26 protein-coding genes are annotated in these 25,939 nt (G+C 42.2%); 10 read left to right on the top strand and 16 right to left on the bottom strand.

Annotated features, from left to right (window positions below):
- Positions 1-65 precede the first annotated feature (65 nt).
- From MKO06_RS03105 to MKO06_RS03125, 5 genes are all read left to right on the top strand, one after another.
- Positions 66-953: a pseudouridine synthase gene (locus MKO06_RS03105; RefSeq protein WP_241550880.1), complete on the top strand. Its 888-nt coding sequence runs from the start codon at positions 66-68 to the stop codon at positions 951-953.
- A gap of 275 nt (positions 954-1,228) precedes the next feature.
- Complete coding sequence (locus tag MKO06_RS03110; RefSeq protein WP_241550881.1) at positions 1,229-2,632, top strand: arginine decarboxylase; 1,404 nt, start codon at positions 1,229-1,231, stop codon at positions 2,630-2,632.
- A 37-nt stretch (positions 2,633-2,669) separates the two neighbouring features.
- The gene (gene speB / locus MKO06_RS03115; protein WP_241550882.1) at positions 2,670-3,545 is read left to right on the top strand and encodes an agmatinase; all 876 of its coding nucleotides are present in this window, start codon (positions 2,670-2,672) and stop codon (positions 3,543-3,545) included.
- A complete protein-coding gene (locus MKO06_RS03120; RefSeq protein ID WP_241550883.1) occupies positions 3,538-4,509 on the top strand; it encodes a deoxyhypusine synthase family protein in 972 nt (323 codons plus the stop codon). The genes speB and MKO06_RS03120 overlap by 8 nt, the downstream gene beginning before the upstream one ends.
- 44 nt (positions 4,510-4,553) lie before the next feature.
- Positions 4,554-5,231, top strand: a complete 678-nt coding sequence (locus MKO06_RS03125) for a lipid-A-disaccharide synthase N-terminal domain-containing protein (RefSeq protein ID WP_341849942.1) — start codon at positions 4,554-4,556, stop codon at positions 5,229-5,231.
- A 43-nt stretch (positions 5,232-5,274) separates the two neighbouring features.
- On the opposite strand, the gene MKO06_RS03130 is transcribed toward MKO06_RS03125, so the two are convergent.
- From MKO06_RS03130 to MKO06_RS03155, 6 genes are all read right to left on the bottom strand, one after another.
- Complete coding sequence (locus MKO06_RS03130; protein ID WP_241550885.1) at positions 5,275-6,849, bottom strand: MptA/MptB family glycosyltransferase; 1,575 nt, start codon at positions 6,847-6,849, stop codon at positions 5,275-5,277.
- Between the two features lie 28 nt (positions 6,850-6,877).
- Positions 6,878-8,350, bottom strand: coding sequence for a cellulose synthase family protein (locus MKO06_RS03135; RefSeq protein ID WP_241550886.1), 1,473 nt, complete (start codon positions 8,348-8,350; stop codon positions 6,878-6,880).
- Positions 8,347-9,039, bottom strand: coding sequence for a glycosyltransferase family 2 protein (locus MKO06_RS03140; RefSeq protein WP_241550887.1), 693 nt, complete (start codon positions 9,037-9,039; stop codon positions 8,347-8,349). Before MKO06_RS03140 ends, MKO06_RS03135 begins: the two co-directional genes overlap by 4 nt.
- A gap of 48 nt (positions 9,040-9,087) precedes the next feature.
- Complete coding sequence (locus tag MKO06_RS03145) at positions 9,088-10,671, bottom strand: 4Fe-4S binding protein (RefSeq protein ID WP_241550888.1); 1,584 nt, start codon at positions 10,669-10,671, stop codon at positions 9,088-9,090.
- Positions 10,672-10,740: 69 nt separating this feature from the next.
- A complete protein-coding gene (locus MKO06_RS03150; RefSeq protein ID WP_241550889.1) occupies positions 10,741-11,301 on the bottom strand; it encodes a transposase in 561 nt (186 codons plus the stop codon).
- A gap of 54 nt (positions 11,302-11,355) precedes the next feature.
- Complete coding sequence (locus tag MKO06_RS03155) at positions 11,356-12,642, bottom strand: NAD(P)/FAD-dependent oxidoreductase (protein WP_241550890.1); 1,287 nt, start codon at positions 12,640-12,642, stop codon at positions 11,356-11,358.
- A gap of 238 nt (positions 12,643-12,880) precedes the next feature.
- Here MKO06_RS03155 and MKO06_RS03160 point away from each other — a divergent pair, with 238 nt between their 5' ends.
- Together MKO06_RS03160 and MKO06_RS03165 are read left to right on the top strand one after the other, a co-directional pair.
- Positions 12,881-13,819 (top strand): sterol desaturase family protein, encoded by a 939-nt coding sequence (locus tag MKO06_RS03160; protein ID WP_241550891.1) that lies wholly within the window; start codon positions 12,881-12,883, stop codon positions 13,817-13,819.
- 92 nt (positions 13,820-13,911) lie between these two features.
- Positions 13,912-14,937 carry a glycoside hydrolase family 113 gene (locus MKO06_RS03165; RefSeq protein ID WP_241550892.1) on the top strand — a complete coding sequence of 342 codons (1,026 nt, stop codon included), beginning with the start codon at positions 13,912-13,914 and terminating at the stop codon, positions 14,935-14,937.
- On the opposite strand, the gene MKO06_RS03170 is transcribed toward MKO06_RS03165, so the two are convergent.
- From MKO06_RS03170 to MKO06_RS03210, 9 genes are all read right to left on the bottom strand, one after another.
- A complete protein-coding gene (locus tag MKO06_RS03170) occupies positions 14,927-15,613 on the bottom strand; it encodes a TIGR04283 family arsenosugar biosynthesis glycosyltransferase (RefSeq protein ID WP_241550893.1) in 687 nt (228 codons plus the stop codon). The genes MKO06_RS03165 and MKO06_RS03170 overlap by 11 nt on opposite strands.
- Positions 15,614-15,620: 7 nt before the next feature.
- Positions 15,621-16,418 carry a DUF547 domain-containing protein gene (locus MKO06_RS03175; protein WP_241550894.1) on the bottom strand — a complete coding sequence of 266 codons (798 nt, stop codon included), beginning with the start codon at positions 16,416-16,418 and terminating at the stop codon, positions 15,621-15,623.
- 300 nt (positions 16,419-16,718) lie between these two features.
- On the bottom strand, positions 16,719-17,687 hold the full coding sequence (gene arsM / locus MKO06_RS03180; protein ID WP_241550895.1) for an arsenosugar biosynthesis arsenite methyltransferase ArsM: 969 nt from the start codon (positions 17,685-17,687) through the stop codon (positions 16,719-16,721).
- A 7-nt stretch (positions 17,688-17,694) separates the two neighbouring features.
- Entirely contained in the window at positions 17,695-18,507 is an 813-nt protein-coding gene (locus MKO06_RS03185) for a purine-nucleoside phosphorylase (protein WP_241550896.1), read from the bottom strand.
- Positions 18,504-19,109 carry a TIGR04282 family arsenosugar biosynthesis glycosyltransferase gene (locus MKO06_RS03190; RefSeq protein ID WP_241550897.1) on the bottom strand — a complete coding sequence of 202 codons (606 nt, stop codon included), beginning with the start codon at positions 19,107-19,109 and terminating at the stop codon, positions 18,504-18,506. The genes MKO06_RS03185 and MKO06_RS03190 overlap by 4 nt, the downstream gene beginning before the upstream one ends.
- Positions 19,110-19,601, bottom strand: coding sequence for a rhodanese-like domain-containing protein (locus MKO06_RS03195; protein ID WP_425248403.1), 492 nt, complete (start codon positions 19,599-19,601; stop codon positions 19,110-19,112).
- A gap of 11 nt (positions 19,602-19,612) precedes the next feature.
- Positions 19,613-20,668: an arsenosugar biosynthesis radical SAM (seleno)protein ArsS gene (gene arsS, locus MKO06_RS03200; protein ID WP_241550899.1), complete on the bottom strand. Its 1,056-nt coding sequence runs from the start codon at positions 20,666-20,668 to the stop codon at positions 19,613-19,615.
- A gap of 38 nt (positions 20,669-20,706) precedes the next feature.
- Positions 20,707-21,042 carry an arsenosugar biosynthesis-associated peroxidase-like protein gene (locus tag MKO06_RS03205; RefSeq protein ID WP_241550900.1) on the bottom strand — a complete coding sequence of 112 codons (336 nt, stop codon included), beginning with the start codon at positions 21,040-21,042 and terminating at the stop codon, positions 20,707-20,709.
- A gap of 47 nt (positions 21,043-21,089) precedes the next feature.
- A complete protein-coding gene (locus MKO06_RS03210; RefSeq protein ID WP_241550901.1) occupies positions 21,090-21,272 on the bottom strand; it encodes a hypothetical protein in 183 nt (60 codons plus the stop codon).
- Positions 21,273-21,561: 289 nt separating this feature from the next.
- Between MKO06_RS03210 and MKO06_RS03215 the strand changes: the two genes are divergently transcribed.
- Positions 21,562-22,599, top strand: a complete 1,038-nt coding sequence (locus MKO06_RS03215) for a helix-turn-helix domain-containing protein (RefSeq protein WP_241550902.1) — start codon at positions 21,562-21,564, stop codon at positions 22,597-22,599.
- 15 nt (positions 22,600-22,614) lie between these two features.
- Here MKO06_RS03215 and MKO06_RS03220 read toward each other — a convergent pair whose 3' ends face one another.
- Complete coding sequence (locus tag MKO06_RS03220) at positions 22,615-24,096, bottom strand: SLC13 family permease (RefSeq protein ID WP_241550903.1); 1,482 nt, start codon at positions 24,094-24,096, stop codon at positions 22,615-22,617.
- 173 nt (positions 24,097-24,269) lie between these two features.
- Here MKO06_RS03220 and MKO06_RS03225 point away from each other — a divergent pair, with 173 nt between their 5' ends.
- Together MKO06_RS03225 and MKO06_RS03230 are read left to right on the top strand one after the other, a co-directional pair.
- On the top strand, positions 24,270-25,103 hold the full coding sequence (locus MKO06_RS03225; protein ID WP_241550904.1) for a GLPGLI family protein: 834 nt from the start codon (positions 24,270-24,272) through the stop codon (positions 25,101-25,103).
- 4 nt (positions 25,104-25,107) lie between these two features.
- Positions 25,108-25,935, top strand: coding sequence for a GLPGLI family protein (locus MKO06_RS03230; RefSeq protein ID WP_241550905.1), 828 nt, complete (start codon positions 25,108-25,110; stop codon positions 25,933-25,935).
- The last annotated feature ends 4 nt before the right edge of the window (positions 25,936-25,939 follow it).

A 25,939-nucleotide genomic window follows, 5' to 3' on the forward strand; every position in this document is an offset into this window, starting at 1 on the left:
TAAAACTTTTACCAATTACTTGGCATCCTCGACAGTGAAATCCTATCTTTGCTAAAAATTTGGCAATGAGCAGACACGATAGATCTTCAGGCAGGAAAAACAGTAAGAATACCGGTAGCAGAGGCGACCGTTCTTCCGGAGGAAAACAAAGTGGGCGCCAGGGTGGTGGTATGAGAAACAAATCACAATCCCGGGGCAATGCTCCTATTAAGCCGAAAATGGAAAAAAGTCCGTTTTCGAATACCGAAGGTATCAGGCTCAATAAGTATATTGCCAATTCAGGGATCTGTTCCCGTCGTGAAGCCGATATCTATATAGCCGCCGGAAATGTGACCGTAAACGGCGATACCATTACCGAAATGGGATACCGTGTGAAGCTGGAAGATGATGTACGTTTTGACGGAAGACGTTTGAATCCTGAAAAACCGGAATATATCCTGTTAAATAAACCTGCAGGCTTCTTTGTGACCGGAAACCCGGAAAAAGGTGGAAGAACCGTACTGGAACTTATTTCCAAAGCTACGAAAGCCAGGGTTAGCCCGGTTGGAAAACTGGATAACCAGGCTAAAGGTCTACTCCTGTTCACAAACGATGGAACCCTTGCCAAAAAGCTGGCGAAACCCAAGAACGGAATTCGCCAGATCTACCAGGTTAGCCTCAACAAAAACCTGAGTAAGGAGGACATGGAAAACATGAAAGAGGGAGTGTATATCGAAGGTTCTAAAGTACAGATCACCGATGTAAGCTATATTGATGATAAACCGCATAACGAGGTTGGCATCGAAATTAGAAGTATCAAAGAGCATATCGTCACCCGAATCTTCAAGAGTTTAGGTTATGAAGTAGAAAGCCTGGACAGGGTTGTTTTTGGTGGTTTGACCAAAAAAGATCTGCCCCGAGGAAGACATCGCCAACTCACTGAACAGGAAGTGATTAACCTGGGCATGCTTTAGAAATATTTTTGGTCTACTCCTATTATTTTTTTAATACATTTACTGCGTCAAAAAGAAGTCGATACTTGTAAAGGCTTCCTAGGATTCTTATGTAATTGAAAAAAAATTCATTTCTATGGCCTGAGGTGTATTCAGGCTGCGTTACTTCGACCTATCTACCAGAATTAGCCAATTCAACAGGCTTCATTTGCATATTCTTAACATTAATTTACCAGTCGATTTTTTTGACCCTTTAAATTATTCTCTAATTTTTAGCTCTTAAATTTTATCAAAAATTGAATACCAAGTACAGCGATCTAATAGACCAGACCTACTACTTCCCTCAGGAAGAATTTTCATTAGAAGGCACTCAGTTAAAATTTCATGATATCAACCTTATGGAACTTGTGAAGGAATACGGTGCACCCTTAAAGTTCACTTACCTTCCCAGGATCTCCGAAAATATCAGCCGTGCCAAAGGCTGGTTTAAACATGCTATGGAAAAGCATGATTATCCCGGGACTTATAATTATTGCTATTGCACCAAAAGTTCCCATTTTGAGCATGTACTAAATGAAGCTTTAAAAAATGATATCCATATCGAAACCTCTTCGGCCTTCGATATCAATATCGTGGAAGAATTGAAGAAGTCTGGAAAGATCACCAATGATACCTGGGTATTGTGCAATGGTTTTAAACGCGACCAGTATATTGCTAATATTAGCAAGCTGCTAAACGGCGGACACAGAAACTGCATTCCAATTATCGATAACTACGAGGAACTGGACCTGTTATCAGAGAATATCGATGGAAAGTTCGAGGTAGGTATCCGTATCGCTTCAGAAGAAGAGCCAAAATTCGAATTCTATACTTCAAGACTGGGCATAGGGTATAAAAATATTGTTCCGTTTTACAAGAAACAGCTGGAAGACAATGAGCAGGTTGACCTTAGAATGCTTCATTTCTTTATCAATACCGGCATTAGGGATACAGCCTATTACTGGAACGAATTAAGCAAATGTCTTAAAGTGTATATCAGCCTGAAGAAGATCTGCCCTACGCTGGACAGTCTGAATATCGGCGGTGGATTCCCTATCAAGAATTCGCTGGCATTCGATTATGACTATCAATATATGGTAGACGAGATCATCAACCAGATCAAGCTTGCCTGTGAAGAAGCCGAGGTAGAGCCTCCACATATCTTTACTGAATTTGGGAGTTTCACGGTTGGAGAAAGCGGCGGTGCGATCTATGAAGTACTTTACCAAAAACAACAGAATGACAGGGAGAAGTGGAATATGATCAATTCATCTTTTATCACCACCCTTCCCGACACCTGGGCCATTAGCAAAAAATTCGTGATGCTTGCCATCAATCGCTGGAACGATGAATATGAACGCGTTCTTTTGGGCGGTTTAACCTGCGATAGTGATGATTACTATAACTCTGAACAGCATACCAACGCGATTTATTTGCCTAAATTCAAGAGAGATAAACCACTGTATATAGGATTTTTTAATACGGGAGCTTACCAGGATACCATAGGTGGTTTTGGAGGTTTACAGCATTGCCTGATTCCGCAGCCACGACACATTCTCCTGGACAGGGATAAGGATGGAAAACTCACCTCAAAGTTGTTCAGCGAGCAACAGGAGGCCAGCGAAATGCTGGACATACTGGGCTATAACTCAAAAAATTAATGTTTTACTATAAATTAACTAATCAATTTAATTAGCCATGAGCAAAAAGAATTATGCCGGGATACCCGATAAATATGCTCGAATAGACGAAGCAAAGGTGGTATTGATTCCTGTGCCATATGATGGCACCAGTACCTGGCAAAAAGGAGCCGATAAAGGACCCGATGCATTTCTCGAAGCTTCAGAGAATATGGAGCTTTTCGACATTGAAACCCGAAGCGAGGTTTACAAAAAAGGAGTCTACCTGGCTCCTCCTGTAACTGAAAACAGCTCTCCTGAAAAAATGGTCGAGGCCGTTTACAAAACCACCAAGAACTATATTAAACAGGAAAAGTTCGTAACCCTTTTTGGGGGAGAACACTCTATTTCTATAGGTAGCATCAGGGCTTTCAATGAATCCTTTGAAGATCTCACCGTGGTGCAGATCGATGCTCATGCCGATTTAAGACCGGAATATGAAGGTTCCAAATGCAATCATGCATGTGCGCTTCATGAGGCCAGTAAAACCACTAATTTGATACAGGTTGGAATTCGTTCCATGGACATTTCAGAGATGGACCATATGGATGAAAACCATGTGTATTTTGCTCATGACCTGTACGAAGACTGGCAGGATGATGCGATTGGGCAAATGACTCCAAATGTGTTTATCACGATAGACCTGGATGCTTTTGATCCCAGTATCATGCCATCTACCGGCACCCCTGAACCAGGAGGACTATTCTGGTATGAGACCCTGGAATTCCTGAAGATGATGTTCAAGAAAAAGAACGTGGTTGGTTTCGATATCGTGGAACTTTGCCCTAACGAAAACGAACGATCTTCAGATTTCCTCGCAGCCAAGCTTTATTACAAGATGTTGAGCTACAAATTCAAATATCAAAACTATAACGAAGAAGACGACGATGAGTAAAGGAAGTATCTCCCAATTCATAGAAAAATATTATTTGCATTTCAATGCTGCCGCCCTCGTGGATGCCGCAAAGGATTACGAGAAGCAGCTGGACGGAGGCGCTAAAATGCTGGTTTCCCTTGCCGGAGCCATGAGTACCGCCGAACTTGGAAAGATCTTTGCTGAAATGATCCGCCAGGACAAGGTTCACATCATTTCCTGTACAGGCGCTAACCTGGAGGAAGACGTGATGAACCTCGTAGCACATTCTCATTATAAGAGAGTTCCTAATTACAGAGATCTTACTCCGCAGGAAGAATGGGACCTTTTAGAAAAAGGTTTGAACCGGGTTACTGATACCTGTATCCCTGAAGAGGAAGCTTTCAGGAGAATACAGGAGCATATTTTTAAGATCTGGAAAGATGCCGAAGAAAAAGGCGAGCGCTATTTCCCGCACGAATTCCTGCACAAGCTTTTATTAAGCGGGGTGATGGAAGAGCATTACGAAATAGATATCAAGGATTCCTGGATGTATGCTGCTGCCGAAAAGAATTTGCCGATGGTAGTTCCCGGGTGGGAAGACTCTACGCTTGGTAATATTTTCGCTTCCTACGTACTCAAAGGAGAATTAAAGGCAAGCACCATGAAATCTGGGATCGAATACATGACCTTCCTGGCCGACTGGTATACTGAAAACTCGAAGAACGGGATTGGATTTTTCCAGATTGGTGGAGGAATCGCCGGAGATTTCCCAATTTGCGTGGTGCCAATGTTGTACCAGGACATGGAACGAACCGATACACCTTTCTGGAGCTATTTCTGCCAGATCTCAGACTCTACCACGAGTTACGGGTCTTATTCCGGGGCGGTTCCAAATGAGAAAATCACCTGGGGTAAACTGGATATCAACACCCCAAAACATATTATTGAAAGTGACGCAACCATAGTCGCTCCCCTGGTTTTTGCATATCTGCTGGATATGTAATTAACAAACAATTACGGGTAGTTAAAGCTGTTCGGTATTAATTATTGATTAATATTGAACAGCTTTACTATTTTATGGAGAACTGGCCAATTTACGCGATAGGATTTTTAGCGCAGCTGTTATTTTCGGCCAGGCTCATAAGTCAGTGGTTTTTGTCTGAAAAGGCAAAAAAGATCGAAACACCGGTTCTTTTCTGGAAATTAAGCCTGCTGGGAGCTATTCTCTTATTCCTTTATGGATATCTACGCGAAGACCTCGCGATCATGCTTGGGCAATTCCTCATTTACGGGATCTACTGGCGTAACCTGAAACTACAGGAGGAATGGAAAAACAGGAAACTGATCTTTAAAACCTTAGTAGTAAGCTTCCCCATAGGAATCGCGGCATATATAATATTTCTTGGAAGCCTTACCTGGAGTGACCTTTTTAAACCGGAAAATATTTCAGGATGGCTCATAGGTTTAGGCGTTCTTGGGCAGATCATTTATACATCCCGCTTCTTTTACCAGTGGTATTATTCTGAAAAGGCCAGCGAGTCTTCGTTACCTATTGGTTTCTGGGTTTTAAGCCTTATAGGCTCCTCCATACTTTTCACCTACGGAATATTCAGGGATGATCCCGTTCTTATCGCCGCTCATTTTTTTGGTGGATTGATCTATATCCGGAACATCTACCTGGACAAAAAATCAAATCCGAAGCCTGAAAAGAAATTAGAATATTAATTCCTGTTTATGCTGAACCTTAGAATCAGCCAGAAACTATTGCTTATAATTTAAGTGGCCTTCCTTTAAAAAGTTCCCATCCCATATATCCGAATACAATCAGGTATTCCAGCGTCACCAGCCAGAGATTTTCCTGGTATTCGGGATTGGAATAGGCATAATAGCTTAGAAAAACCACGGCCGACCAGGCGATCATATACCTGAATTGAGTAAAAACCGAAAGTATTAGCGGAACAGCTAGATACCATGGATGAACAGTTGTAGACAGGAAAAGATATGCTGTAATTGCGAACAGCATACTTGTTATAAGTTGCTTTGTGGTTTGGTTTTTCCTGAAAAAGCTCAGGCCAAGAATGATGAGTAAAGTAATGAGGGGCAGGATTTTTCCTGCTGAACCAATAATATTGTAACCCTTGATCCAGAAACCGAATTCTCTAACCACATAATAGATACTGGCATTGAATTCGAATTTCCCGAACCAAAGTCCGATGCTTTGGGTAAAATTTCGAATTACTTCAGAATTGAAAAATGGAAAAAATGATAGTATTACTACTGCAAATACGAGCAAATAGTAAACAATTAACTTACTAAAAGCTATGACCCCTCGACTCCGCTCGGGGTGACTGATAGATTTTCCTCGACTCCGCTCGGAGTGACTGATGGATTGTCCTCGACTCCGCTCGGGGTGACGCGTCGAAATATTTAGTTCAGGTGATCGAGATTTATCTTTTTGCGGATGCTTTTCCTTTAGACCATTTTTCTTCTTTCCGGAAAAATTCTCATTTGCCTGGCTGAACGCAGCCGAAGCTTTTGAAATTCCGGGAAAAGAAAAGCCAGTAAAATATCTGAAAAGCAAAGGCAAAAACATCAGTGGAAGCAATTTTACCGAAACAGAAATTCCGAAGACTATAGCGCTCCAAATCCATTTTCTTTTGTGCAACAAGTAGAGCGCCCAAACCAGGAAGAAGACCATCACCCCTTCAAAATGCAGGTTTCCGGTAAGTTCTATGATGATAAATGGGTTCAGCATATACCAGAAGATTCGGTGATCGGGAAGTTTAAGTGACCTCAACAATTGGGTGCCAAAATAAAGCGTCCCAAAATCGGCAGCGATGATAACGATCCGCATCAGGATCACTGAAAAAATGATATTATTTCCAGCCAGCCCGCCCGCAAAAAGGAACACCAGCTGGTTTACAGGAGCATAATTGGTATAATTAGCTGCGCTTAAACCTCCCATTCCATCTATCAACTGCCTGGCCTGGGATACCGGTAGCGTTGGATCTGCAACAAGCTCTGCAGGCAAATATTCGTACGGGTTAAAGCCATTTGCCAGCAACCTCCCATCCCAGATAAACCTGAAATAATCCTGGGAAAGCATAGGTATTGCAACAATAAATAAGAGTCGGAATACCAGGGAAAGTGATATCAACACCCAGTAATTATGCTTCTGGAATTGGATGAGCTTAAAGCTCAAAAAGAACAAAGCTCCGTATAGGCTTATCAGCTTAAAAAAATCGCTACGCTCCAGGTCATAGGCAAATGCGAGGTACAGCGCAGTGCAGCTAAGGCTGAAGATGATGGGATATTTATAAAGGCTTAATTTCTGGAAGTCCATTTCATAGCTTGACTTCCCGCTAATTTAATCAAACTTCGGCTTTAAGGCTTTTGAAAACTACAAATCCGAATCCTGCGAACAACATCAGGTGAAAAATAAGCAATCCAAATTCATTTAAGCGGAAGGCACTAAAGATGGCAAATCCGAAATACAGAAATAAAAGAGCTTCGATCACCAGGTTTCCTGAAATATGATTTTTCAGGTACCTGTTCCCTTTCCAGCTATCGGTAAGCGAGTTGATATTGAATTTTGGCGTACGTATGAACTCCGATTTCTTTCCAAAATGTCCTTCCAGAACAGCCAGTGAATTGTGAACCGAGAAGCCCATGGCAACTGAAAAGAAGGTAAAGAACATGCCCACGAATTTGAAAAAACTCCTGGCCCCACCACCATGAATACGGCGGTAGGCCACATAATAGCAGGCAAAAAAGATCAGGCTGCTTACGGCAAAACCGGCCAGCACATTGAAATACGAGCTGAAATCAGGATTATTATTTTTAATGAACAAAACCGGCACACTCAGTACGGCCAGCAAAAGAACAACCAGGAACATACTGGAATTGAGTAAGTGGAAAAAGCCATGAAATTTCGTGCTCCAGGAAATCGACGGATCTTGGAGCAATTTCCCGTAATTCTTTCTGAAATTTTCTGCAGCTCCCTTGTTCCAGCGAAATTGCTGACTCCTTGCTGCACTGATCACCACCGGTAGCTCGGCCGGGGTTTCTACATCCTCCAGGTATTTAAAATCCCATTTTTTCATTTGTGCGCGATAGCTCAGGTCAAGGTCTTCAGTTAAAGTATCCCCGCTCCAGTTGCCTGCATCCAGGATACATTCCTTTCGCCAGATCCCTGCGGTTCCGTTGAAATTGATGAAATTCTTTCCGAAGTTCCTTCCGGTTTGTTCGAGGATAAAATGAAAGTCGAGCGCGAAGGCCTGAATGCGGGTAAGCAACGAATAATCCCGGTTAAGATGCCCCCAGCGAGTTTGCACCACTCCTATTTTCGGATTTTTGAAATAAGGAAGCGTTTGCATTAGCCAGTTCTTTCCCGGAACAAAATCTGAATCAAATACGGCTACATAGTCACCTTTGGCAATTTTCAGCCCTTCCTTCAGGGCTCCTGCTTTAAATCCTACCCGGTTTTCCCGACGAATATGCTGAATGTCCAACCCTGTATCTTGAAGTTCCCTGATAATTTCAGCGGTTTTCTGAACGGAATGATCGGTAGAATCATCCAAAACCTGTATCTCCAGTTTGGATTTGGGGTAATTGATCCTGGCAATATTCTGCAACAGCCTTTCAATCACATAATATTCGTTGTAAAGCGGCAATTGTATGGTGACAGGAGGAAGCTGGTCTTTTGAAAAATCGAACTTTTCAGCAGTATCGGTGACCTTCGCAGCCTTCAGGTAATTCAGTAACAATTGAAGCTGGGACAGGCTGTAAATGAAGATAACGAGTAAAGCGAGCGTATAAATTATGATTACCGTAAGATCGATCATTTAAAACTGTATTTAAAAATCCAGCCGAGGATTTTTATTCCCGCAAAGATAGCACCTTTCACAGTTCCTGAAACTTTTGACTCTCCAATCCGGTTCTTATAGTGAACAGGCACCTCGACATAGCTCAGGTTTTGTCGTAAAGCCTTTAACTGCATTTCAACCGTCCAGCCATAAGTTTTGTCCTGCATGTTCAATTGAAGTAATTTCTCGTATTTGATCGCACGAAAAGGTCCTAGATCAGTGAAACGGGAACCAAAGAATAATTTCATCAAACTAGTCGCCAGCCAGTTTCCGAAGATCTGCGGAAAGGTCATTGAGCCTTTTTCCCTCCACTCCTTCACCCGGGCACCAACCACGAAATCTTTATTTTCCTTCAGAATAGGTTTCAGAATCTTATCCATTTCTGCGGGATAATCTGAATAATCTCCATCCAGGAACACGATAATATCGGGTTTCTGGCTATTCTCAGAAATATGCCGCATGCCCTTCAGGCAGGCATAACCATATCCTTTCCTGTTTTCGGTAAGCACAGTAGCATCTGCCTGTTGCGCATTCTTTTCGGTATCATCGGTAGAATTATTGCTCACCACGATCACCTCATCAACATATGCAGGGATCTCGCGGATGACATGGCCTATGGATTCCTCTTCGTTGAATGCGGGAATAATGACTTTGATGATTTGGGGCATCAGATAAATTTGGTAATTGGAAGGGCAAATTTAGGATATGCCGGGCACTTATTTGCTGCTCTGCTTGATTAAATCCATAAGATCCATATTATCCCCCATCACGCTTTCTTCGTTGTGAATTCTATTTTTTCTGGAACCATTTTCCAGCTTCAGCACACCACGCGGACATACTGCTGAACAGATCCCGCAGCCCACGCAGCTGGACCTGACGATATTTTCACCTTTTTGAGCATAGGCGCGAACGTCAATTCCCATTTCGCAATAGACCGAGCAGTTCCCGCAGGAAATACACTGACCTCCATTGGTAGTAATTCTGAATTTAGAAAATAATCGCTGCTGCATTCCGAGGATAGCCGCCATGGGGCAACCAAAACGACACCAGACACGGCTTCCAAAGATGGGGTAAAAACCAACCCCAATTACCCCTGAAAAAGCAGCTCCAATAAGGAATCCATACCATTGCCGCAGCTGGTATCCATCAAAAAAGAAGATCTTATAGTTCCCGCTGAAATAGTTGATCCCGATGATAGCCATGATGATTGCGAAATAAGAGATCGCACCATATTTGGCATCCTTGGCCAGCTCATCCCTCTTAAAGATCATAATTAGCGCGAAAACGATCGTAAGCAACAGAGCACTGGCCCATAGAAATACGTCTTTAGTTAACCAGTAGCTTTGGGAATCGTCACCCAGGAATGAATAGACCACGGCGATCGTCATGACCGTTACAAAGACCAGGACGCTATGGATCACCCAGCGTTCCACTTTCCATGCGAACAGGGATTTATCGGAAAGATGCCGGTACGGATCGCCAGCGGTTTCGGCCAGTCCACCGCAACCACAAACCCAGGAGCAATACCACCTCTTCCCATATTTGTAGGTGAGGATAGGTGTGATCACGAAAATGGAAAGCACTCCAAAGATGAGCATGAACATTCCCAGGTTACCGGCAGAAAGAAACTCCTGGATCTTATAACCTGCAAACAGATCATAGTTCAAAGGCCAGATATTTTTAAAATCGTAGTAGGGTTTATTCAGCCTTATGAGGATCTCCGGGATCAGGAAAGCAAAACCAAGCTGGAAGAACATCACCGAAAAGGTTCTGAGCACCTCATACCGATTATGGCGATATTTTAAAATGAACTTATACCCAAATATCAGGATCGCCAACGTATAAAGTGTTCCATATACAAACCACTGACTGGCCGGCCCTCCGTTGATCAACCTGCTAAGGGGGTCGAATAAAGCAATGATGCCGGTATTCGCGCCATCCGGGTTTAGTCCCAAATATTGTGGATACCAGTAAAGCACCACGTAGAAAAGAGTGAGTGCGATTCCCGCTACCCATCCCCACAGACCGCGATTAGTGGTGGATTTAAACCAGACCCCGTTATTATTGATGCCCTGATGCTTACCAAGATAGGCGTCGTTTGCAAATATTATGGTTCCAATCGTAATAAGTCCTAAAGCCAGTGACAGGAATAAGGTCTTATTGGGAAAGTTCACATTGAACAGCGCCAGTGCCAGTATAAAAAGGCCACTTAAGCCCAGGCCGGTGGCAAGTTTCTGCTTTCCTGAAATCGACGCCGGTGAATCACCGGTCATCGCCATGTTGTGTTCTATTCTGCTCATTCAGTTTTATTTATTCCTTCACAGGTGGATTTTAGACCTCACAGGTTTCCAAAACCTGTGAGGTCTTTGCTATTCAAAATTGAAATCTGAATCAATATTATTTTTAAACTGAGAATGTACGATTTCGAAATTCTCTTTACCATCAAATAAATTCAGGCAAGGATCTATTTTAACAAATGTATCATCTTGCTTTAAGTAGCTCCCAAAAGAAGAAAATTCATAATTTTTGAAACTTGAAACCACACCATGATTCTGAGGATTCTGATGAATATAAATAATTAAATTTCTAAGGTAAACTTCATTATCGATTTTCTTCCTTCTAAAACGATCCTGAAATAAGCTACCTGTCCTTTGATAGGCCTTATTTATTCCCTTGGCATAGGCGTTAAAGCAATTTGAAAAAGCTTGTGAAATGACCTTAGCTTGCATTTCTTCCTTGGTCTTAACTAAAAGATGGAAATGATTCGGCAACAAACTATAAGCATAGATATCACATAACGATAACAGATATTTTTCAAACAGCGATAACAGGTATCGATAATTTCTGGTTTCAAAGAATATAGCTTGTTTGTTATTACCACGATTAAATATGTGGTAATAGGAATCTGATATCATGGGTTCATATTGCACTATTTTTCAATTTATTTTCCTCACAGATTCTGGAAACCGGTGGGGATTTAATTCTTAAACCTTTTCAAGGTCCCTTTTAAAACTCTGGAAGATTTCTTTCTCATGTCGATCATAGAATTCCGGATCAAAATTGGCCTTTCTAAGGTTGGCCAGCACATGGCCTATTTTCCTTTCTTCAGCCAGCCACTGGTTAAATACTTCCTGTCTCATTCTTATTCCAAAGGTATTGATGCCAAGGAATTTTTCGGTTTCAGAATGATAGGCTATTGTAATGGCCTTAGGCTCATCACTATGTTGCCAGTGAAAATGGGCCACTCCGTCCTTCGGAATTGGCCACACCCAGCCATAGGTCTGGTATTCGATATCAAAGAATTTGGCTGAGTTAAACCAGAATCCAGGCTCATAATTAGCAGGTTCTCCGGTTAGGGTTCTTGCCAGGGTTTCACCCATGATCCTCCCGGTGTACCAAACTGCTTCAACATCTTTCCGCTCGCCTATTGTCTCCCGGTGCTGAACACAGTCGCCTATGGCATAAACATCCGGAATGCTGGTTTGAAGGTACCGGTTCACCAGGATCCCCTTATCGGTTTCCAGTTTCGTATCCTTTAAAAAATCGATATTAGGCCGCACTCCTGTACACAGGCCAACCAGGTCGCAGGCTATCGTTTCTCCACCTTTGGTAAGGATTGCTTTTACCCGGCCATTTTCATCAGGAATGATTTTATCGAGTTCTGTATTATGCCTTAGATCTACTCCATGTGATCGTATATGCTTCGAAATCATTTCGGCTTCTGGTAGCGGCAGCACATTATGCCAGAAAGCCTTTTCCCGAACCAGGAAAGTCACCTCGATATTCCGGGTTCGGAGCATTTCGGCAAATTCTACGCCTATGAGTCCGCCCCCAACGATCACTGCTTTTCGGGTATATTTTGTATTCTCTTCCAGCAGTTCCAGATCCTGCTTGCTTACCAGCCCCTGAACGCCGTCAAGGTCCTCCCCTTCCCAGCCAAACTTATTGTAAACCGAACCGGTTGCCAGCACCAGTTTATCATAATTCATTTTTTCACCTTCAGAAAATTGCAGTTGTTTCTGCTCAAAATCGATCTTTTGAACCCAGCCATTTTTAAGTTCGATACGGTTCTTTTCCCAGAACCAGTCTTCATAAGGCTTCAGGTGCTCCCATTTCATATGGCCCATATACACGTACATCAGGGCGGTTCTGGAGAAAAAATAATCTGATTCCGCTGAAATTACCGTGATCCTGTGATCCGACCTTTTGCGGATGTGCCTGGCGGCGGTGATTCCAGAGATCCCGTTTCCGATGATGACAATATGCTCCATTAATTATTATAAGCCGGCAGAAGGCCGAATAGTGATTTAGTAAATTAAGCAGAAAAATTAAGGAATAGCAAGATAGGCCGGTATTAATTAACCTCTCGAATTTAATTTAAAAAAGAACGGATTGATTCGGTCAGTCTCAAAAAATGAATTATTTTATAAGTATCCCAAAATGAAATATTTACGATCTGCTACTTCAAATTTAATTAATTGTAAACCTTAAATAAATCAAAGTAATTATATGGATTTTTCAAATCCTTTGGCTTATGGAGTCCCCTGTTTTATAGCGCTTATCTTACTGGAAATTGCTTACAGTCACCATAACAACCAAAAAGACTTATATGCCTGGAAAGATCTAATGGCCAGTGGATCCCTGGGTGTTGGCACTGCTATTTTATCACCTCTTCTTCAGGTAGTTTTTATGATCGTTTTATTTGAAGGTGTTTATGCCATTTTTAATCCGGTCATCAATGGTGAAAATATGAATATTTTCGGGTATGAGTCATTTGGGTATGAATGGTATATCTGGGCTCTTTGTATGCTTGGTGACGACTTTGCCTATTATTGGTATCACAGGGCAAATCATGAGATAAGGATTTTATGGGCTGCCCATATTGTACATCATTCTTCAGACCATTTTAATTTAGGAACAGGAGTTAGAAATGGATTTTTCACACATTTCTACAAACCTTTTTTTTATATCTGGTTACCTGCAGTAGGATTTCCGGTTGAAATGATCATGGTTTGTATAGGGATAGAATCCTTATGGCAATTCCAGCTACACTCACAGTACATTCCAAAAATGGGATTTCTGGAAAAATTCCTGAATACCCATACCATGCATCAGGTTCATCATTCACAGAACCTGGAATACATGGATAAAAATCATGGAGGTATTCTGAATATTTTCGACAGGATTTTTGGTACCTGGAAGGAACTAGATAATAAGATAGACACAAAGTATGGTGTTACTCATCCACCCAATTCTTACAACCCGGTGATCATCCTCACTCATGAATTTAAAGATATCTGGAAAGATGTAAGAAAGGCTAATTCCTTTAAAGAAAAGTTCATGTATATTTTCGGGCCGCCTGGCTGGAGTCACGACGGAAGCACCTTAACGGTAAAACAGCAGCAACGTTTATTGAAGAACAAGAAAGCCGGCCAGTTATCTAAATAAATTAGTGTTTAATGCCGTAACTTCGGTTTGATAAAAGTTATTTCAACAATTATTTTGTTCTAACCTTGTGATTAGGAACTTTTAAAATCCACATGACGCTAATTCGAATATTCAGGACTTTCTTGTTGATGTTCAGCTTTTTACTGCTGAATTCCTGTACGACTAGATCTGTAAATGCCAAATACAATGGTATTAGCCTTGTAGCCTCCCGGGACAGTCTGCATAGCCAGCATGTCGAGCCTATCATTCAGGTAAATGCTAATGCAGTGGCCCTAATGCCCTATGCTTTTATGGGTGATAAAGATAACCCCGAACTGATCTTTAACAACAACAGGCAATGGTTCGGGGAAAGAGAAGAAGGGATCGAACATGCGATCGCCATTTTGAAAAAGAAAAAATTGAAGCTGATGATGAAGCCTCATATCTGGCTTAGAAATGGAGAATTCACAGGGGATCTTTCCTTTAATTCGGAAAAGGAATGGAAGAAATTTGAAGATTCCTATCGCAACTATATCCTGTTTTACACCGAAATCGCCGAAAAGCATCATTTTGAACTAGTATGTATTGGAACCGAACTTTTCAATTTTGTTGATCAACGGCCGGAATTCTGGAAAAACCTGATCAAAGAAATTCGGAAGAAATACCATGGAAAACTGGTCTATGCCGAAAACTGGGATAAAGCCGATCAAACCGAAATCTGGCAACACCTGGACTACATAGGTGTGGATGCTTATTTTCCATTGAGCGAGGAGGAGGCTCCTTCAGAAGCCGAAATCATTGATGGCTGGGAAAAACATAGACTAATGCTGGAGAAACTTTCTTCAGAAAATGATCTGCCTGTACTGTTTACCGAGTACGGCTACCGAAGTGTGGACCATGCCCTGAAAGAGCCCTGGAATTCGAGTCGTGACAGCATTAAACTGAATCATACTGTCCAGGCAAAAGCCTTAAAAGTGATTTATGAAGAAATCTGGCCGGAGGACTGGTTTGCCGGTGGATTTTTATGGAAATGGCACCAGGATCCGGACTCCGGAGGTCTGGATAACAACCGCTTCACCCCGCAGAACAAACCTGCGCAGAAAGTGGTACAGGAATATTACAGGAAATTCACGAATTGATACGTTTATAATAATGAGAAGCAAGCTCCTCTGCGCCTGCACCAAATCTCCGTTTCCAGTAGATCTCCGCAAACAGCTTCTGGGTTTTCCAAATTCCCATCCTTTCGTATAACCTGGCAGAAGTGACAATAGGACTTTTGATCACGACAAACATCTTTTGATCATAAAGCCTTTTAATGATCTCGTTATCCTCATAGACCTGGTATCTTTCATCATAACCCCCTATTTTGAAGAACAGGTCCCTTTCCACAAATAACGACTGGTCTCCACCCCTGCAGGAAATATGGTTAAGCCTGGTGAACCAACCCATCAGATTGAGCCACCAGTGGTCCTTATCGAATTTCATTCGGAAACAACCGGCCTTATTGCCTTTTTTAAATTCCTGTATAATTAGCTGATCGAAATTTTCAGGAGGCAGGCTATCTGCATGTAAAAAATACAGCAACTCAGAAGTAGCCGTATCTGCCCCGGCATTTAATTGTACAGCGCGGCCTTTTTTTGATCGGATATAAGTAACTCCTGGAAAATTCTTGGCGACCTGTACGGTGCCATCTGTACTTCCTCCGTCAACAATGATGACCTGTGAAACTAGCCCTGCTGATTTTTTTTGCAGGTGATCAAGCAGCACCGGCAGCTGGTCTTCTTCGTTATATACCGGAATAATGATGCTGATCATATACTTTTTAATTCACCTCGTTCAGGTTCCAGTTATATTCCTTGAATTCGATACGCGCATCTGGAGCCAGCTTGACCTTGGAATATTGGTTCACATAGTCAATCAAACTTCCATTTTCGGTAAAATCTCCTTTATACCAGTCGAAGATAGCAGACAGTTGAGCTGAATCCTCACTGATCTCATTCTTACCGGAATTGATGAATTCTGAAGTCGCTTTCTCCAATTGTTGTTCGATCTTCCCTGCGGTAAATGCTTCGTTCATAAGCTTAGGACAGGAGATCGAAGCGCAATTGATGGCGAAATGTATCCTTGGCTCGTTCATCTTTCTAAGAATGCTATTTTCTAGGGCACCCAAAGAAATTTCGGTATCGCCTACCTGGATGAATTCTTTGGTCCATGGGCCACTGATATCCTTGATGCTTTTAAGCGGATAATTTCTAAGGATCAGGTCTACGGTATATGCATTATAGAGATTGATGTAATAACCCAGCAGTTCTGCGTTGGACCAGTTGTCATCAGGCTCCTGGGCAGAAAGCATTTGCAGGTATTTATCCAGTTCCTCGCGATCCTTCTGAAACCCCTTGTAATTGACCATACCATCCTCCTGCACGTGTTTTTTCAACAGTGCATCCCAGGCCGAATGATCCAGTTGAACACCGGAATTCGTATTTGCCGAAACCTCATCCTTCATATCGGGAGTTGGCAGGCCCTTGCTGTTAAAACCGGCGCTGGATATCAGGTTACAGGAAGCGAACGAAAAGCAGCCTGTGACCAGGATCAGGGAAATTAGAATGTACTTTTTCATAGGTTTTGTTTTGAATAGTTTAGCTCTCGACTCCGCTCAAATTGACAAAAATTAGGCTTCGACTCCGCTCAGCCTGAGAGATGCTGGTTCGTTTTAGCTTTTCAGCTACAGACGAATAATCCAGACAGCCGTAGCTTTCGACTCCGCTCAAGATGACACCGGAAGGCTTCGACTTCGCTCAGGCTGACAGATTCTCATTACTGCATTAAAGCCGTAGCTTTCGACTCCGCTCAAGCTGGCAATTGTTTTAGCAGCCGCGCACAACATCAAATGAGTCACTTCGAGTAAAGTCGGGAAGTGCTAACAGCAACCACCCCCATCATAATGCCAGGTAGATTCGCTGATGAAAATATCATCCCTTTCCAGACTGGCCAGTGCCCCGGCCGTCTTATCACAGATCGCCAAAGGCTGATTCTTTACCAGAATATGCCCCTTCCCATCATCAAAATGATCCTGGTCGCCGTAGTAGATAGCCGCTTTCCCGGTAAAGATACAGGGACCATCTTCAGGCATTGGATCTTTGATCGCCGCAACTTCAATGGATTCAATATAAATGAGTTCATCTGTTGGATAATTCTTTGGATCCAGGATACGATAAGGTTTCCTGGCCCTGATCTCGATAGTTCCAAAACCAGCATCGGTTAACGCCTTTACATATTCCGAAATAGGTAAACTTCCGCTCAAACACAGGGCACGAAGTCTTTCGTCATTACGCAACTCCTCGTTCATCTCCTGCTCGCAGGTAGGATCGCTCATCACCAGCCTGCCGTGAGGTTTCAGCACCCGGTACATTTCCTTTAAGGCCTGTGTAAGCTCATCGGTTTTGAAAATATTGAACAAACAATTCTGTGCGGCCACATCTATGGAGTTATCCTCAACCGGCAGATTAGTAGCATCTCCCTTTTTTAGATCCACAAAATCGGAACTAAACCATGGATTGAGTTCCTCGGCTTCCTTAAAATTCTTTCGCGAAGCTTCCAGCATTTCGTCTACCACGTCCACCCCGATCACTCCAGATCTCTGCCTGGAGAAATAAGCGAATTGCAGCAATTCCATTCCGCCGCCCACTCCAACATACAGCGTTCTTGGATTATTCACCAGATCGCGAGCATGAACCGTTGACCCACAACCATAATTCATTTCCTGCATGATCCTTGGGATCTTAAGGCCAGGCAGTTCCCAAACAGGATTGGTAGTGCAGCAAAGTCCCACATCGGGTGTCAGGGCTGCTTCGCGATATACATCTTTGGTAGTTTCTAGATAGCTCATTTAATTTCTATAATTTCTGAAGGAGGTTCTTAAATAATTTTACCATATCTGGCTCAGCCTTGGCAGCCATCGCCAGGATATCCTGGATATCTACCTTTTCAAGATTATCCGGGTCTCCCTGGTCGGTAATCACAGAAATAGCTGAAACAGGTATTCCCAAATGCCTGGCAACGATCACTTCGGGAACCGTGCTCATCCCAACCGCATCGGCGCCAATGATCTTCAGGTACCGGTATTCTGCGCGGGTTTCCAGTTGAGGTCCAAGTACCGAAGCATAGACTCCCTTGTGCAGTTTGATCCCGAGATCGGATGCTGCTTCCTGGAAAAGTTGATTCATTTCAGCATCATAGGGTTCGCTCATGTCCACAAAGCGTTCTCCCAGCCGTTCCACCCCATGCATGGCTAGCGGTGAACCTCCCAAAAGATTAATATGATCATCGATCAACATCAACTCTCCTTTCTTGAAATCGAGGTTTATGGCGCCGGAGGCATTGGAAACCAGCAGTCGCTCGATTCCGAGTCGTTTCATGACCCGCACCGGGTAGGTCACATCAAAAAGATTGTAACCCTCATATAGGTGAAATCTTCCCTGCATGACCACTACTTTCTTTCCTTCGAGTTTTCCGAAGATCAGTTTCCCTTTATGGAACTCTACGGTGGCTGTAGGAAAATATGGAATATGATTATAGCTGGTTTCTATCTCGATCTCTATGTGATCCAGCAACTGACCCAGGCCTGTCCCCAGAATGATTCCTACTTCTGGCTTTCCAAAACCTTTTGCTTTTAAAAAGTCTACAGATTCGTTAATTCTGTCTGTCATGATTCTATTAATCTTTTTAAGGCCGAATGATCATTAAGATCATCCAGCACGTCAATATCATTTTGTGTTCTTAAAATTTTTAATTTGAAATTTAGCAGGTCTTCCAGCGTATCATCCAGGACCGTGGAAGTACTCCAGTTTTTTTTCCTGAAAACCTTCGAATTTAGGGAATTCATTCCAAAAAGGTAATACCCCCCGTCTTTGGCAGGCCCAATCACGTAATCATGATCGTCTAAAGCAGAAAAGGCCATTTCTAAATCAGATGTTTTAAGGTCGAAAAGATCTGTTCCAATGATCACAATTTGTTTATATCCTTCAGCAAATCCCTTCTTAAAAGCTAATTCCATTCGCTCTCCCAGATCTGATCCCTCCTGAAGTCGTTTCGAAAAAAGCTCATTATCCCAAATATCATTTTCACTGATCTTATTGGAATACCATACCTGTTTATCAACAGCTAATTTTGAAGTGACCTTCCTGGAATGCTCGAGCAAAAATTTATAGATCTCCAGAGCCTTTTGATCCCCAATATCCTTTGCAAGTCGGGTTTTGACCTTCCCCCGTTCAGGGTTCTTTGTAAAAATGATCAATAATCTATTCTGCACCTAGTATATCTTTTCGCCCTGGTTTAACCACTGGGACCAGTTTTCGGAATACACATGCACCTTTTCGGTTTGCTCACCTTCATCATTCACAACCTCGTAGCCTTTATTTTTCCATTCAAAGATCCCTCCATACAGGTTCCTGACATTCCTGAAACCGGCTTTTTTCAATTTCCTGGCCGCTTTTTCTGAACGGATACCAAGGGAACAATAAACTATGATTTCAGTATCCTTATCTACATTGGAAAGACTATGGCTTTCATTCGATTCTTCGAATAGGCTAGCCTGCCTGATATGGCTAACCTCAAATTCTTCTGCTTTTCTTGCGTCCAACAGAACAAGCTTCTCCTTCTCTAATTTCATCTTTAATTCTTCAACCGAGATATAAGGAATATCCCCTCTATTATACCTGTCCAGAAGATGATCCAGGGTTTTCTGGGAATTTGCCGAAAATCCTATAAATATAAAGATGAAGCCAAAAATTACCTTTTTCAATACCATAGGATTTAAGCTACGCTACCCTGGCAACTGCTACCGGCACCAGCGGTACAACCGTAACAATGCTGGGAGATCACAATCTCACGATCGTTCAGCAGGTCCTCATTATATTCGCTTATATGCTTTACCTTGCTTTTTACTTTAAGCTCCAGCATCTGGTTGAAATCACAATCATATAACCAGCCATCCCAACTCACAGAGATCGTATTGGTACACATTAAATTATCTACCGCCGCAGGATTATAGGCCTCTACAAGGGCATACATATAATCCTCGTAATTTTCGGAGGCTATCAGGTATTCCAGAAACCTACTGATAGGAAGATTAGTGATCGCAAACAGGTTATTGAAATCGATGTCGAAATCTTCCTTTAAGGCAAGTTTAAAATCATTTTCCATAGCCGCCTGGTCGGTTGGTAAAAAGGCTCCGGAAGGATTGTAGACCAGGTCCAGCTTCAAATTAGAACCTTCCTGGGCATACCCGACTTTGTTAAGCATTTGAAGGGCTTTAATGGATTTATCAAAAACCCCGCTGCCTCTTTGTTTATCGGTCTTTTCCCTTTTATAAAAAGGCAGGGAGGAAACCACGTGAACATTATGCTTCTTAAAGAATTCCGGCAAATCATGGTATTTCTTATTTGCAAGGATAATGGTAAGATTTGACCTTACGATAAAATCCCTGATCCCGGCTTTAGATGCTTCTTCAACAAACCAACGGAAATCAGGATTCATTTCTGGTGCACCACCTGTAAGATCAAGGGTATGTGCTCCAGTGGTTTTAATTACATCCAGGCACTGATGCATGGTTTCCCTGGTCATGATTTCTTTCCTGTCTGGACCCGCATCAACATGACAATGCCCACAAACCTGGTTACACATATAACCCAGGTTGATCTGGAGAATCTCCAGTTTCTTAGGTTTTAGGGGGAAATGGCCAGTTTGGGCAATTTTGTCTTTAAAATAAGGTAATTCTTTCTCCTTAAAGATCCCGTTGCTTAAATATTCCAGCTGATTTGCCGGACTGGAAAGATCATCTTTCCGATACTTCAGGGATTTTAATTTCATACACGATTATTTGCATAGTTGGTCGAAAATAGACCTAACTACATACTTAATTTTTTGTACTTGTTCATCATTTGCACACCATGAACCAGGGTGGCCCCGCTCTCGATCGCTGCCCCGGCATGAACGGCTTCCATCATTTCTTCCTTGGTTATGCCTCGTTGAAGCCCGTCCTTGGTATAGGCATCAATACAATAGGGACATTTAACCACGTGCGATACCGCCAGTGCAATTAGGGATTTTTCCCTTGCGGAAAGTGCTCCTTCTTCAAAGACCTTCCCGTAATAGTCAAAGAATTTTTTTCCTAATTCTTCACTCCATTCGGTTATTTCGCCAAATTTCCTGAGATCTGAAGGATCGTAATAGGATTTAGACATAAAATTTCATGCTTTTAAAAATGTACGTAAAAAAGGAGCAGTTGGATTTACAATGTCACCACTCCCGTTATCGATAGAATAATAAGTAAAAATACAATAACGATAAGGATAACCACCCATAATTTTGAACCGGAATTCCCGGTGCGCGTTTCGGTAGATTGATTCCTGCTTTTTTCTGACTCTTTGTGATCGGTTGGTACAGGAGACGATCTGTCTTTTTTCGAATCCATAATTTTAAATTTTTATAGAAAATAAAGGAAAATCGGGCCTTTTAAAAGTATCTTTTGAGAATTAACAGAAGTTTTAGGATTGAGATTTTCCGCCATATCCCACACAGGGAGGCAATCGATAAGAGTCAAATAACGTTTTTCGCATTACAATTATCTCAAACAATGATAATATTGACAGGGATTCTTAATTTTTTCACACAAATTATAATTTTACCCGCCGCGATTTTTCGAATTATTTGTTAAAAAACCTGTAACTTTAAAAGACGCTTCGTCGCATGATCTTATGCATATGAGAATAGATGTAAAAACCTTACCGGTAAATGAGATTCTAGAAGACATGGCCAAAAGCCTGAATACCGAACTAATTAATAGGAGCGGTGAACTGAGTATTGAAATTCCGGAAGAATTTGGTGAAGGTTATATTAGAGGTTGCAGTTTTGATTCAGGTGTTGGCTATGTTACTTATTATTGCAAGTTTTACCGCGATGTAGAGATACATTTTTCAATAAGCACCGTGCATCCGCTCAAGTTCATTTTTTGTTCGGAAGGCAGTGTTGGGCATAGTTTTCAAAAGAGCGATAAGGTACATAAGATAGATACCTACCAGAACATCGTTGTAAGCAGCCATGGCTACGATGGGCATGTACTGTATTTTAAAAAGGACATTTTAACTCATGTAAGCAGCCTGGAGATCATTCGGTCTATATTCGCACACCGCTCCAACTACGACTTCAAAGACCTGGACCCTAATCTGAAGGAAGTCTTTATGGATGCGATTTCCAAGAAACAGTTCTTTTACCAGGGAAACTATAGCATCAAGGCGGCGGACCTGATGGAGGATATCAATAATAAGGATTATACAGGTTTTCTTAGAAACCTGTACCTGGAAGGAAAGGCTTTCGAGATGCTGGTCATACAGATCGCCCAATACCAGGATGATGCAAATGGTGATCATCTTCCGCAGATCCTGCGAAAATCAGATATCGAGAAAGTTGATTATATCGCCAAGAGGCTGCAGTCAGACATCAGCACCAATCCCACCGTTGAGTCGCTGGCCAAGGAAGCGGGTACCAACGTCAATAAATTACAGGAAGGCTTTAAACATGTTTACAATCTTACGGTTAACAAGTATATGCAGCACGTAAAACTTGAGGCCGCTAAAGAAATGCTTTCGCATTCAGAAAAGAATATCTCTGAAATTGTTACTTCTATAGGCCTTAATAACCGGAGTTATTTTTCGAAGATCTTCAAGGAAAAATACGGTGTGAGTCCTAAATACTTTCTAAAAGCCAGGACTAATAATAAGGAAGAAAAGGTCGAAGATTAACCAGTCTTCGTGCTCTTAATTTTCAGATAAATTGAATCTTTCCGGGATCACTTTAGGATCAAAATCCCATAAGACCGGCAGAGCGAAATAAACGATAAGGCTCAGGAGGATGATGGAAATGATATTCATCCAGATCCCCGTTCGAATCATATCAGGAATTCTCAAATGCCCCGAACCAAAAACCACGGCGTTGGGTGGAGTTGCAACCGGAAGCATAAAAGCACAGGAGGCGGCAAGCGTTGCTCCAACCATCAAATAATAAGGATGCAGGTTTAAAGCAACGGCCATGGAGGCCAGGATTGGTAGCAGCATGGCGGTGGTAGCCAGATTCGAGGTCACTTCGGTTAAGAAATTAACAGCCGCTATAAGGACCAGGACCAGCAGAAACAATGGCAGGTTTTCAAGATTCACCAATTGTTCACCAATCCAGATAGCCAATCCGGAATCGCTGAAACCTTTGGCCAGGGCCATTCCTCCACCAAATAACAGGATGATCCCCCATGGGATCTTAACCGCTTCATCCCAGGTGATCAAATTCCGTTTGGGTTTGCCCGATGGGATCACGAACAATAAGACGGCTGCCGTGATGGCGATTATGGTATCATCTATGAATGGCAGGAATGGCTGAATCAAATAGCTGCGGCTTATCCAGCAAAATGCCGTGAACCCAAAAACGATCAAAACTCTTTTTTCCTGCAAGCTCATTCTGCCTAATTCCAGCAACAAGCGACTGATCTCTTTTCGGCCACCCGGGAATTTGCTGTTTTCAAAATTGAAGGCCTTCCTGGTCAAATAATTCCAGCAAATAAATAAAAGACAAACCGAAATGGGTAATCCTAGCATTAACCATTTCAAAAAACTGATCTCGATGCCGTAAAGCTCCTGCACGATCCCGGCCAGGACCAGGTTGGGCGGCGTCCCTATAAGAGTAGCAATACCACCAACAGATGCGCTGTAAGCGATGGCAAGCATAAGAGCTTTCCCGAAAAGCGCATTTTCATCTTTTGCCGTTTCCGGGTTATCCTTTAACTGACTAATGATCGCGGTTCCAATAGGAAGCATCATCACAGAGGTGGCCGTATTGGAAATCCACATAGACAGGAATGCCGTCGCGATCATAAAACCCAGGATAATATACTTAATATCGGTTCCAATTAGGTTTATGATATTGAGCGCAATTCGCCGATGCAGATCCCATTTTTCGATGGCTACGGCGAGTATAAATCCGCCCAGATATAAGAACACATATTTATGCCCATAGGCCGCGGTGGTTGTTTCAATATCTATCGCGCCGGTGAGTGGAAACAGGATGATGGGAAGCAAGGCTGTTACGGCGATGGGGATAACTTCAAAAACCCACCAGATCGCCATCCAAATGGTTACTCCCAGTACATCGAAAGCCGCTTCGGGCATGGATTCCGGACTTTCTAGTAATTGTAAACTGAAGAATATGAACGGACCCAGGATCAAGGCTAGCGGCTTTATATATGCTTTCATAGGATGCACTAATTTTCGGGTAGAAGTTATAAAATTGCTGATTCAACAGGAAAAATGAATTTCACCTGTTTTTATAGTTAAATAACTATTTTTATAGTTTTTCCTTGTGAAGGCCTGTTTTTTTCTGCAAATTGCAGGAAATCATTCATCAATCTTTTAAATCCTCCCATTCAATGACAAAGCATTTTCTACTCATTAGCCTTTTATTCATCTATTTCTTTCCAACTTACAGCCAGGAAAATAAATTGGAATACAGAATTACTTATGAACTCAGGTACCAGCCAGATTCAACCGATTCCGGAAAAATTCGAACGGAGCCTATGTGGTTATTTGCCGGTTCCCAGGCTTCGCTATTCCTAAGCAAAGGGCAGGCCCTGAAAGATTCGCTCTCCTCGTCTGCCAATATCGCGATGCTGGGTACGGAACACTGGAAGCAAAAAGCAAGCGCCACTAAATCGGCTTTCAGCTTCAGAATATTTAAGGACGTTTCCGAAAACAAAATCTATCACGGTGAAAAGATCTTCCAGGACAAACTATTTTATACCGAACCGAAAGGACAGATTTCCTGGAATATACTGCCAGAATCCCAGGAAATTTTTGGATATTCGGCTCAAAAGGCCTCTACCTCATTCGCCGGAAGAGATTATACAGCCTGGTTCACTACAGAAATTCCTATCCCTGACGGACCTTATAAATTCTCGGGATTACCAGGTTTGATCCTCAAACTGGAAGATTCTGAACAGGAATATGTTTTCAGCTTTGTTGGTCTTGAAAAACTATATGAGCCTATGCAACTGAACATTCCGCCGGCAGATTACCAGGAAGCCGACAAGGTGGAAATTTTTGAACTGAAGCAACGCTTTGAAGAAGATCCTATCAAATACGTTAACAATTACGTTGGACCTGGCGGTAAACGTATCACCATCAAGGCAGACAGGTCTCAAAAAAAGAATCTGAAAGACCGCAGGGAAGCTGATAAGAACCAAAATCCCATCGAACTAAAATAAAACCATGACCAAGCTATTAAGCTCGATTTTTATCCTCCTGTGCCTTACTGTTCATTCACAAAAAATGACAGGTACATTCAACTATAAAGCATCCTATGAGCTAGGTCACCAGGTTGATTCTACCGATATTGATTCCAAAAAATCAGAAACCATGGTTCTATACCTGGGTGACCAGTATTCCATGTTCAGCAGCCTGGGGCACGCGGTAGAAGACTCCCTGATGCATTATCGAGATAGGAGCAATAAAAGCATGGCTGCATTTTCCAGAATCAGGGCACAAATCCCAAATACAGAATTTAATTATAAAATTTTTAAAGATCATACGAATCAGGAAATCTGGTTCGTAGAAAAGTTTTTTAAAGATAAGATCAAATATCAGGAGGAATTGAAACCTCAAAACTGGCAGATCCACCCAGAAACCGATACCATCGCCGGATACCGGGCACAGAAGGCCACTACTCGTTTCAGGGGAAGGAATTATACAGCCTGGTTTACACCGGAAATACCAGTTCCGGAAGGTCCCTACAAGTTCTCAGGCTTGCCCGGCCTGATAGTTGAGGTCTTTGATGATCAAAAACATTACCATTTCAAACTAAAAGGCTTCCAGGAACTTAAGCCTGGAGTTAGTCAGATCATAAAGGAGAAAGATTATCTGGAAATGGATAAAAGCGAATTTTCAAAGATCAGGGATAACTTTAAAAGAGACCCTCTAAGCGTCATGCGAAGTGGAGGTCTTAAAATTCACTGGAGCGATGAGCGGGAGATGGAAGCTAAAAAAGAATTTCGGGAACGATTTAAAAAAGAGAATAACCCCATCGAACTGGAAAATTAAGCAT

Origin of the sequence: Christiangramia oceanisediminis (genome assembly GCF_022570735.2) — a bacterium.
GTDB lineage: Bacteria > Bacteroidota > Bacteroidia > Flavobacteriales > Flavobacteriaceae > Christiangramia > Christiangramia oceanisediminis.

Bases quoted from the DNA above. Each gene is read 5' to 3' on its own strand.
- MKO06_RS03220 (WP_241550903.1), bottom strand. From the start codon at position 24,096: ATGAAAGCATATATAAAGCCGCTAGCCTTGATCCTGGGTCCGTTCATA.
- MKO06_RS03215 (WP_241550902.1), top strand. From the start codon at position 21,562: ATGAGAATAGATGTAAAAACCTTACCGGTAAATGAGATTCTAGAAGAC.
- MKO06_RS03170 (WP_241550893.1), bottom strand. From the start codon at position 15,613: ATGATCAGCATCATTATTCCGGTATATAACGAAGAAGACCAGCTGCCG.
- MKO06_RS03130 (WP_241550885.1), bottom strand. From the start codon at position 6,849: ATGGACTTCCAGAAATTAAGCCTTTATAAATATCCCATCATCTTCAGC.
- MKO06_RS03160 (WP_241550891.1), top strand. From the start codon at position 12,881: ATGGATTTTTCAAATCCTTTGGCTTATGGAGTCCCCTGTTTTATAGCG.
- MKO06_RS03205 (WP_241550900.1), bottom strand. From the start codon at position 21,042: ATGTCTAAATCCTATTACGATCCTTCAGATCTCAGGAAATTTGGCGAA.
- MKO06_RS03155 (WP_241550890.1), bottom strand. From the start codon at position 12,642: ATGGAGCATATTGTCATCATCGGAAACGGGATCTCTGGAATCACCGCC.
- MKO06_RS03185 (WP_241550896.1), bottom strand. From the start codon at position 18,507: ATGACAGACAGAATTAACGAATCTGTAGACTTTTTAAAAGCAAAAGGT.
- MKO06_RS03225 (WP_241550904.1), top strand. From the start codon at position 24,270: ATGACAAAGCATTTTCTACTCATTAGCCTTTTATTCATCTATTTCTTT.
- MKO06_RS03120 (WP_241550883.1), top strand. From the start codon at position 3,538: ATGAGTAAAGGAAGTATCTCCCAATTCATAGAAAAATATTATTTGCAT.
- speB (WP_241550882.1), top strand. From the start codon at position 2,670: ATGAGCAAAAAGAATTATGCCGGGATACCCGATAAATATGCTCGAATA.
- MKO06_RS03140 (WP_241550887.1), bottom strand. From the start codon at position 9,039: ATGCCCCAAATCATCAAAGTCATTATTCCCGCATTCAACGAAGAGGAA.
- MKO06_RS03135 (WP_241550886.1), bottom strand. From the start codon at position 8,350: ATGATCGATCTTACGGTAATCATAATTTATACGCTCGCTTTACTCGTT.
- MKO06_RS03230 (WP_241550905.1), top strand. From the start codon at position 25,108: ATGACCAAGCTATTAAGCTCGATTTTTATCCTCCTGTGCCTTACTGTT.
- MKO06_RS03105 (WP_241550880.1), top strand. From the start codon at position 66: ATGAGCAGACACGATAGATCTTCAGGCAGGAAAAACAGTAAGAATACC.
- MKO06_RS03165 (WP_241550892.1), top strand. From the start codon at position 13,912: ATGACGCTAATTCGAATATTCAGGACTTTCTTGTTGATGTTCAGCTTT.
- arsS (WP_241550899.1), bottom strand. From the start codon at position 20,668: ATGAAATTAAAATCCCTGAAGTATCGGAAAGATGATCTTTCCAGTCCG.
- MKO06_RS03175 (WP_241550894.1), bottom strand. From the start codon at position 16,418: ATGAAAAAGTACATTCTAATTTCCCTGATCCTGGTCACAGGCTGCTTT.
- MKO06_RS03210 (WP_241550901.1), bottom strand. From the start codon at position 21,272: ATGGATTCGAAAAAAGACAGATCGTCTCCTGTACCAACCGATCACAAA.
- arsM (WP_241550895.1), bottom strand. From the start codon at position 17,687: ATGAGCTATCTAGAAACTACCAAAGATGTATATCGCGAAGCAGCCCTG.
- MKO06_RS03145 (WP_241550888.1), bottom strand. From the start codon at position 10,671: ATGAGCAGAATAGAACACAACATGGCGATGACCGGTGATTCACCGGCG.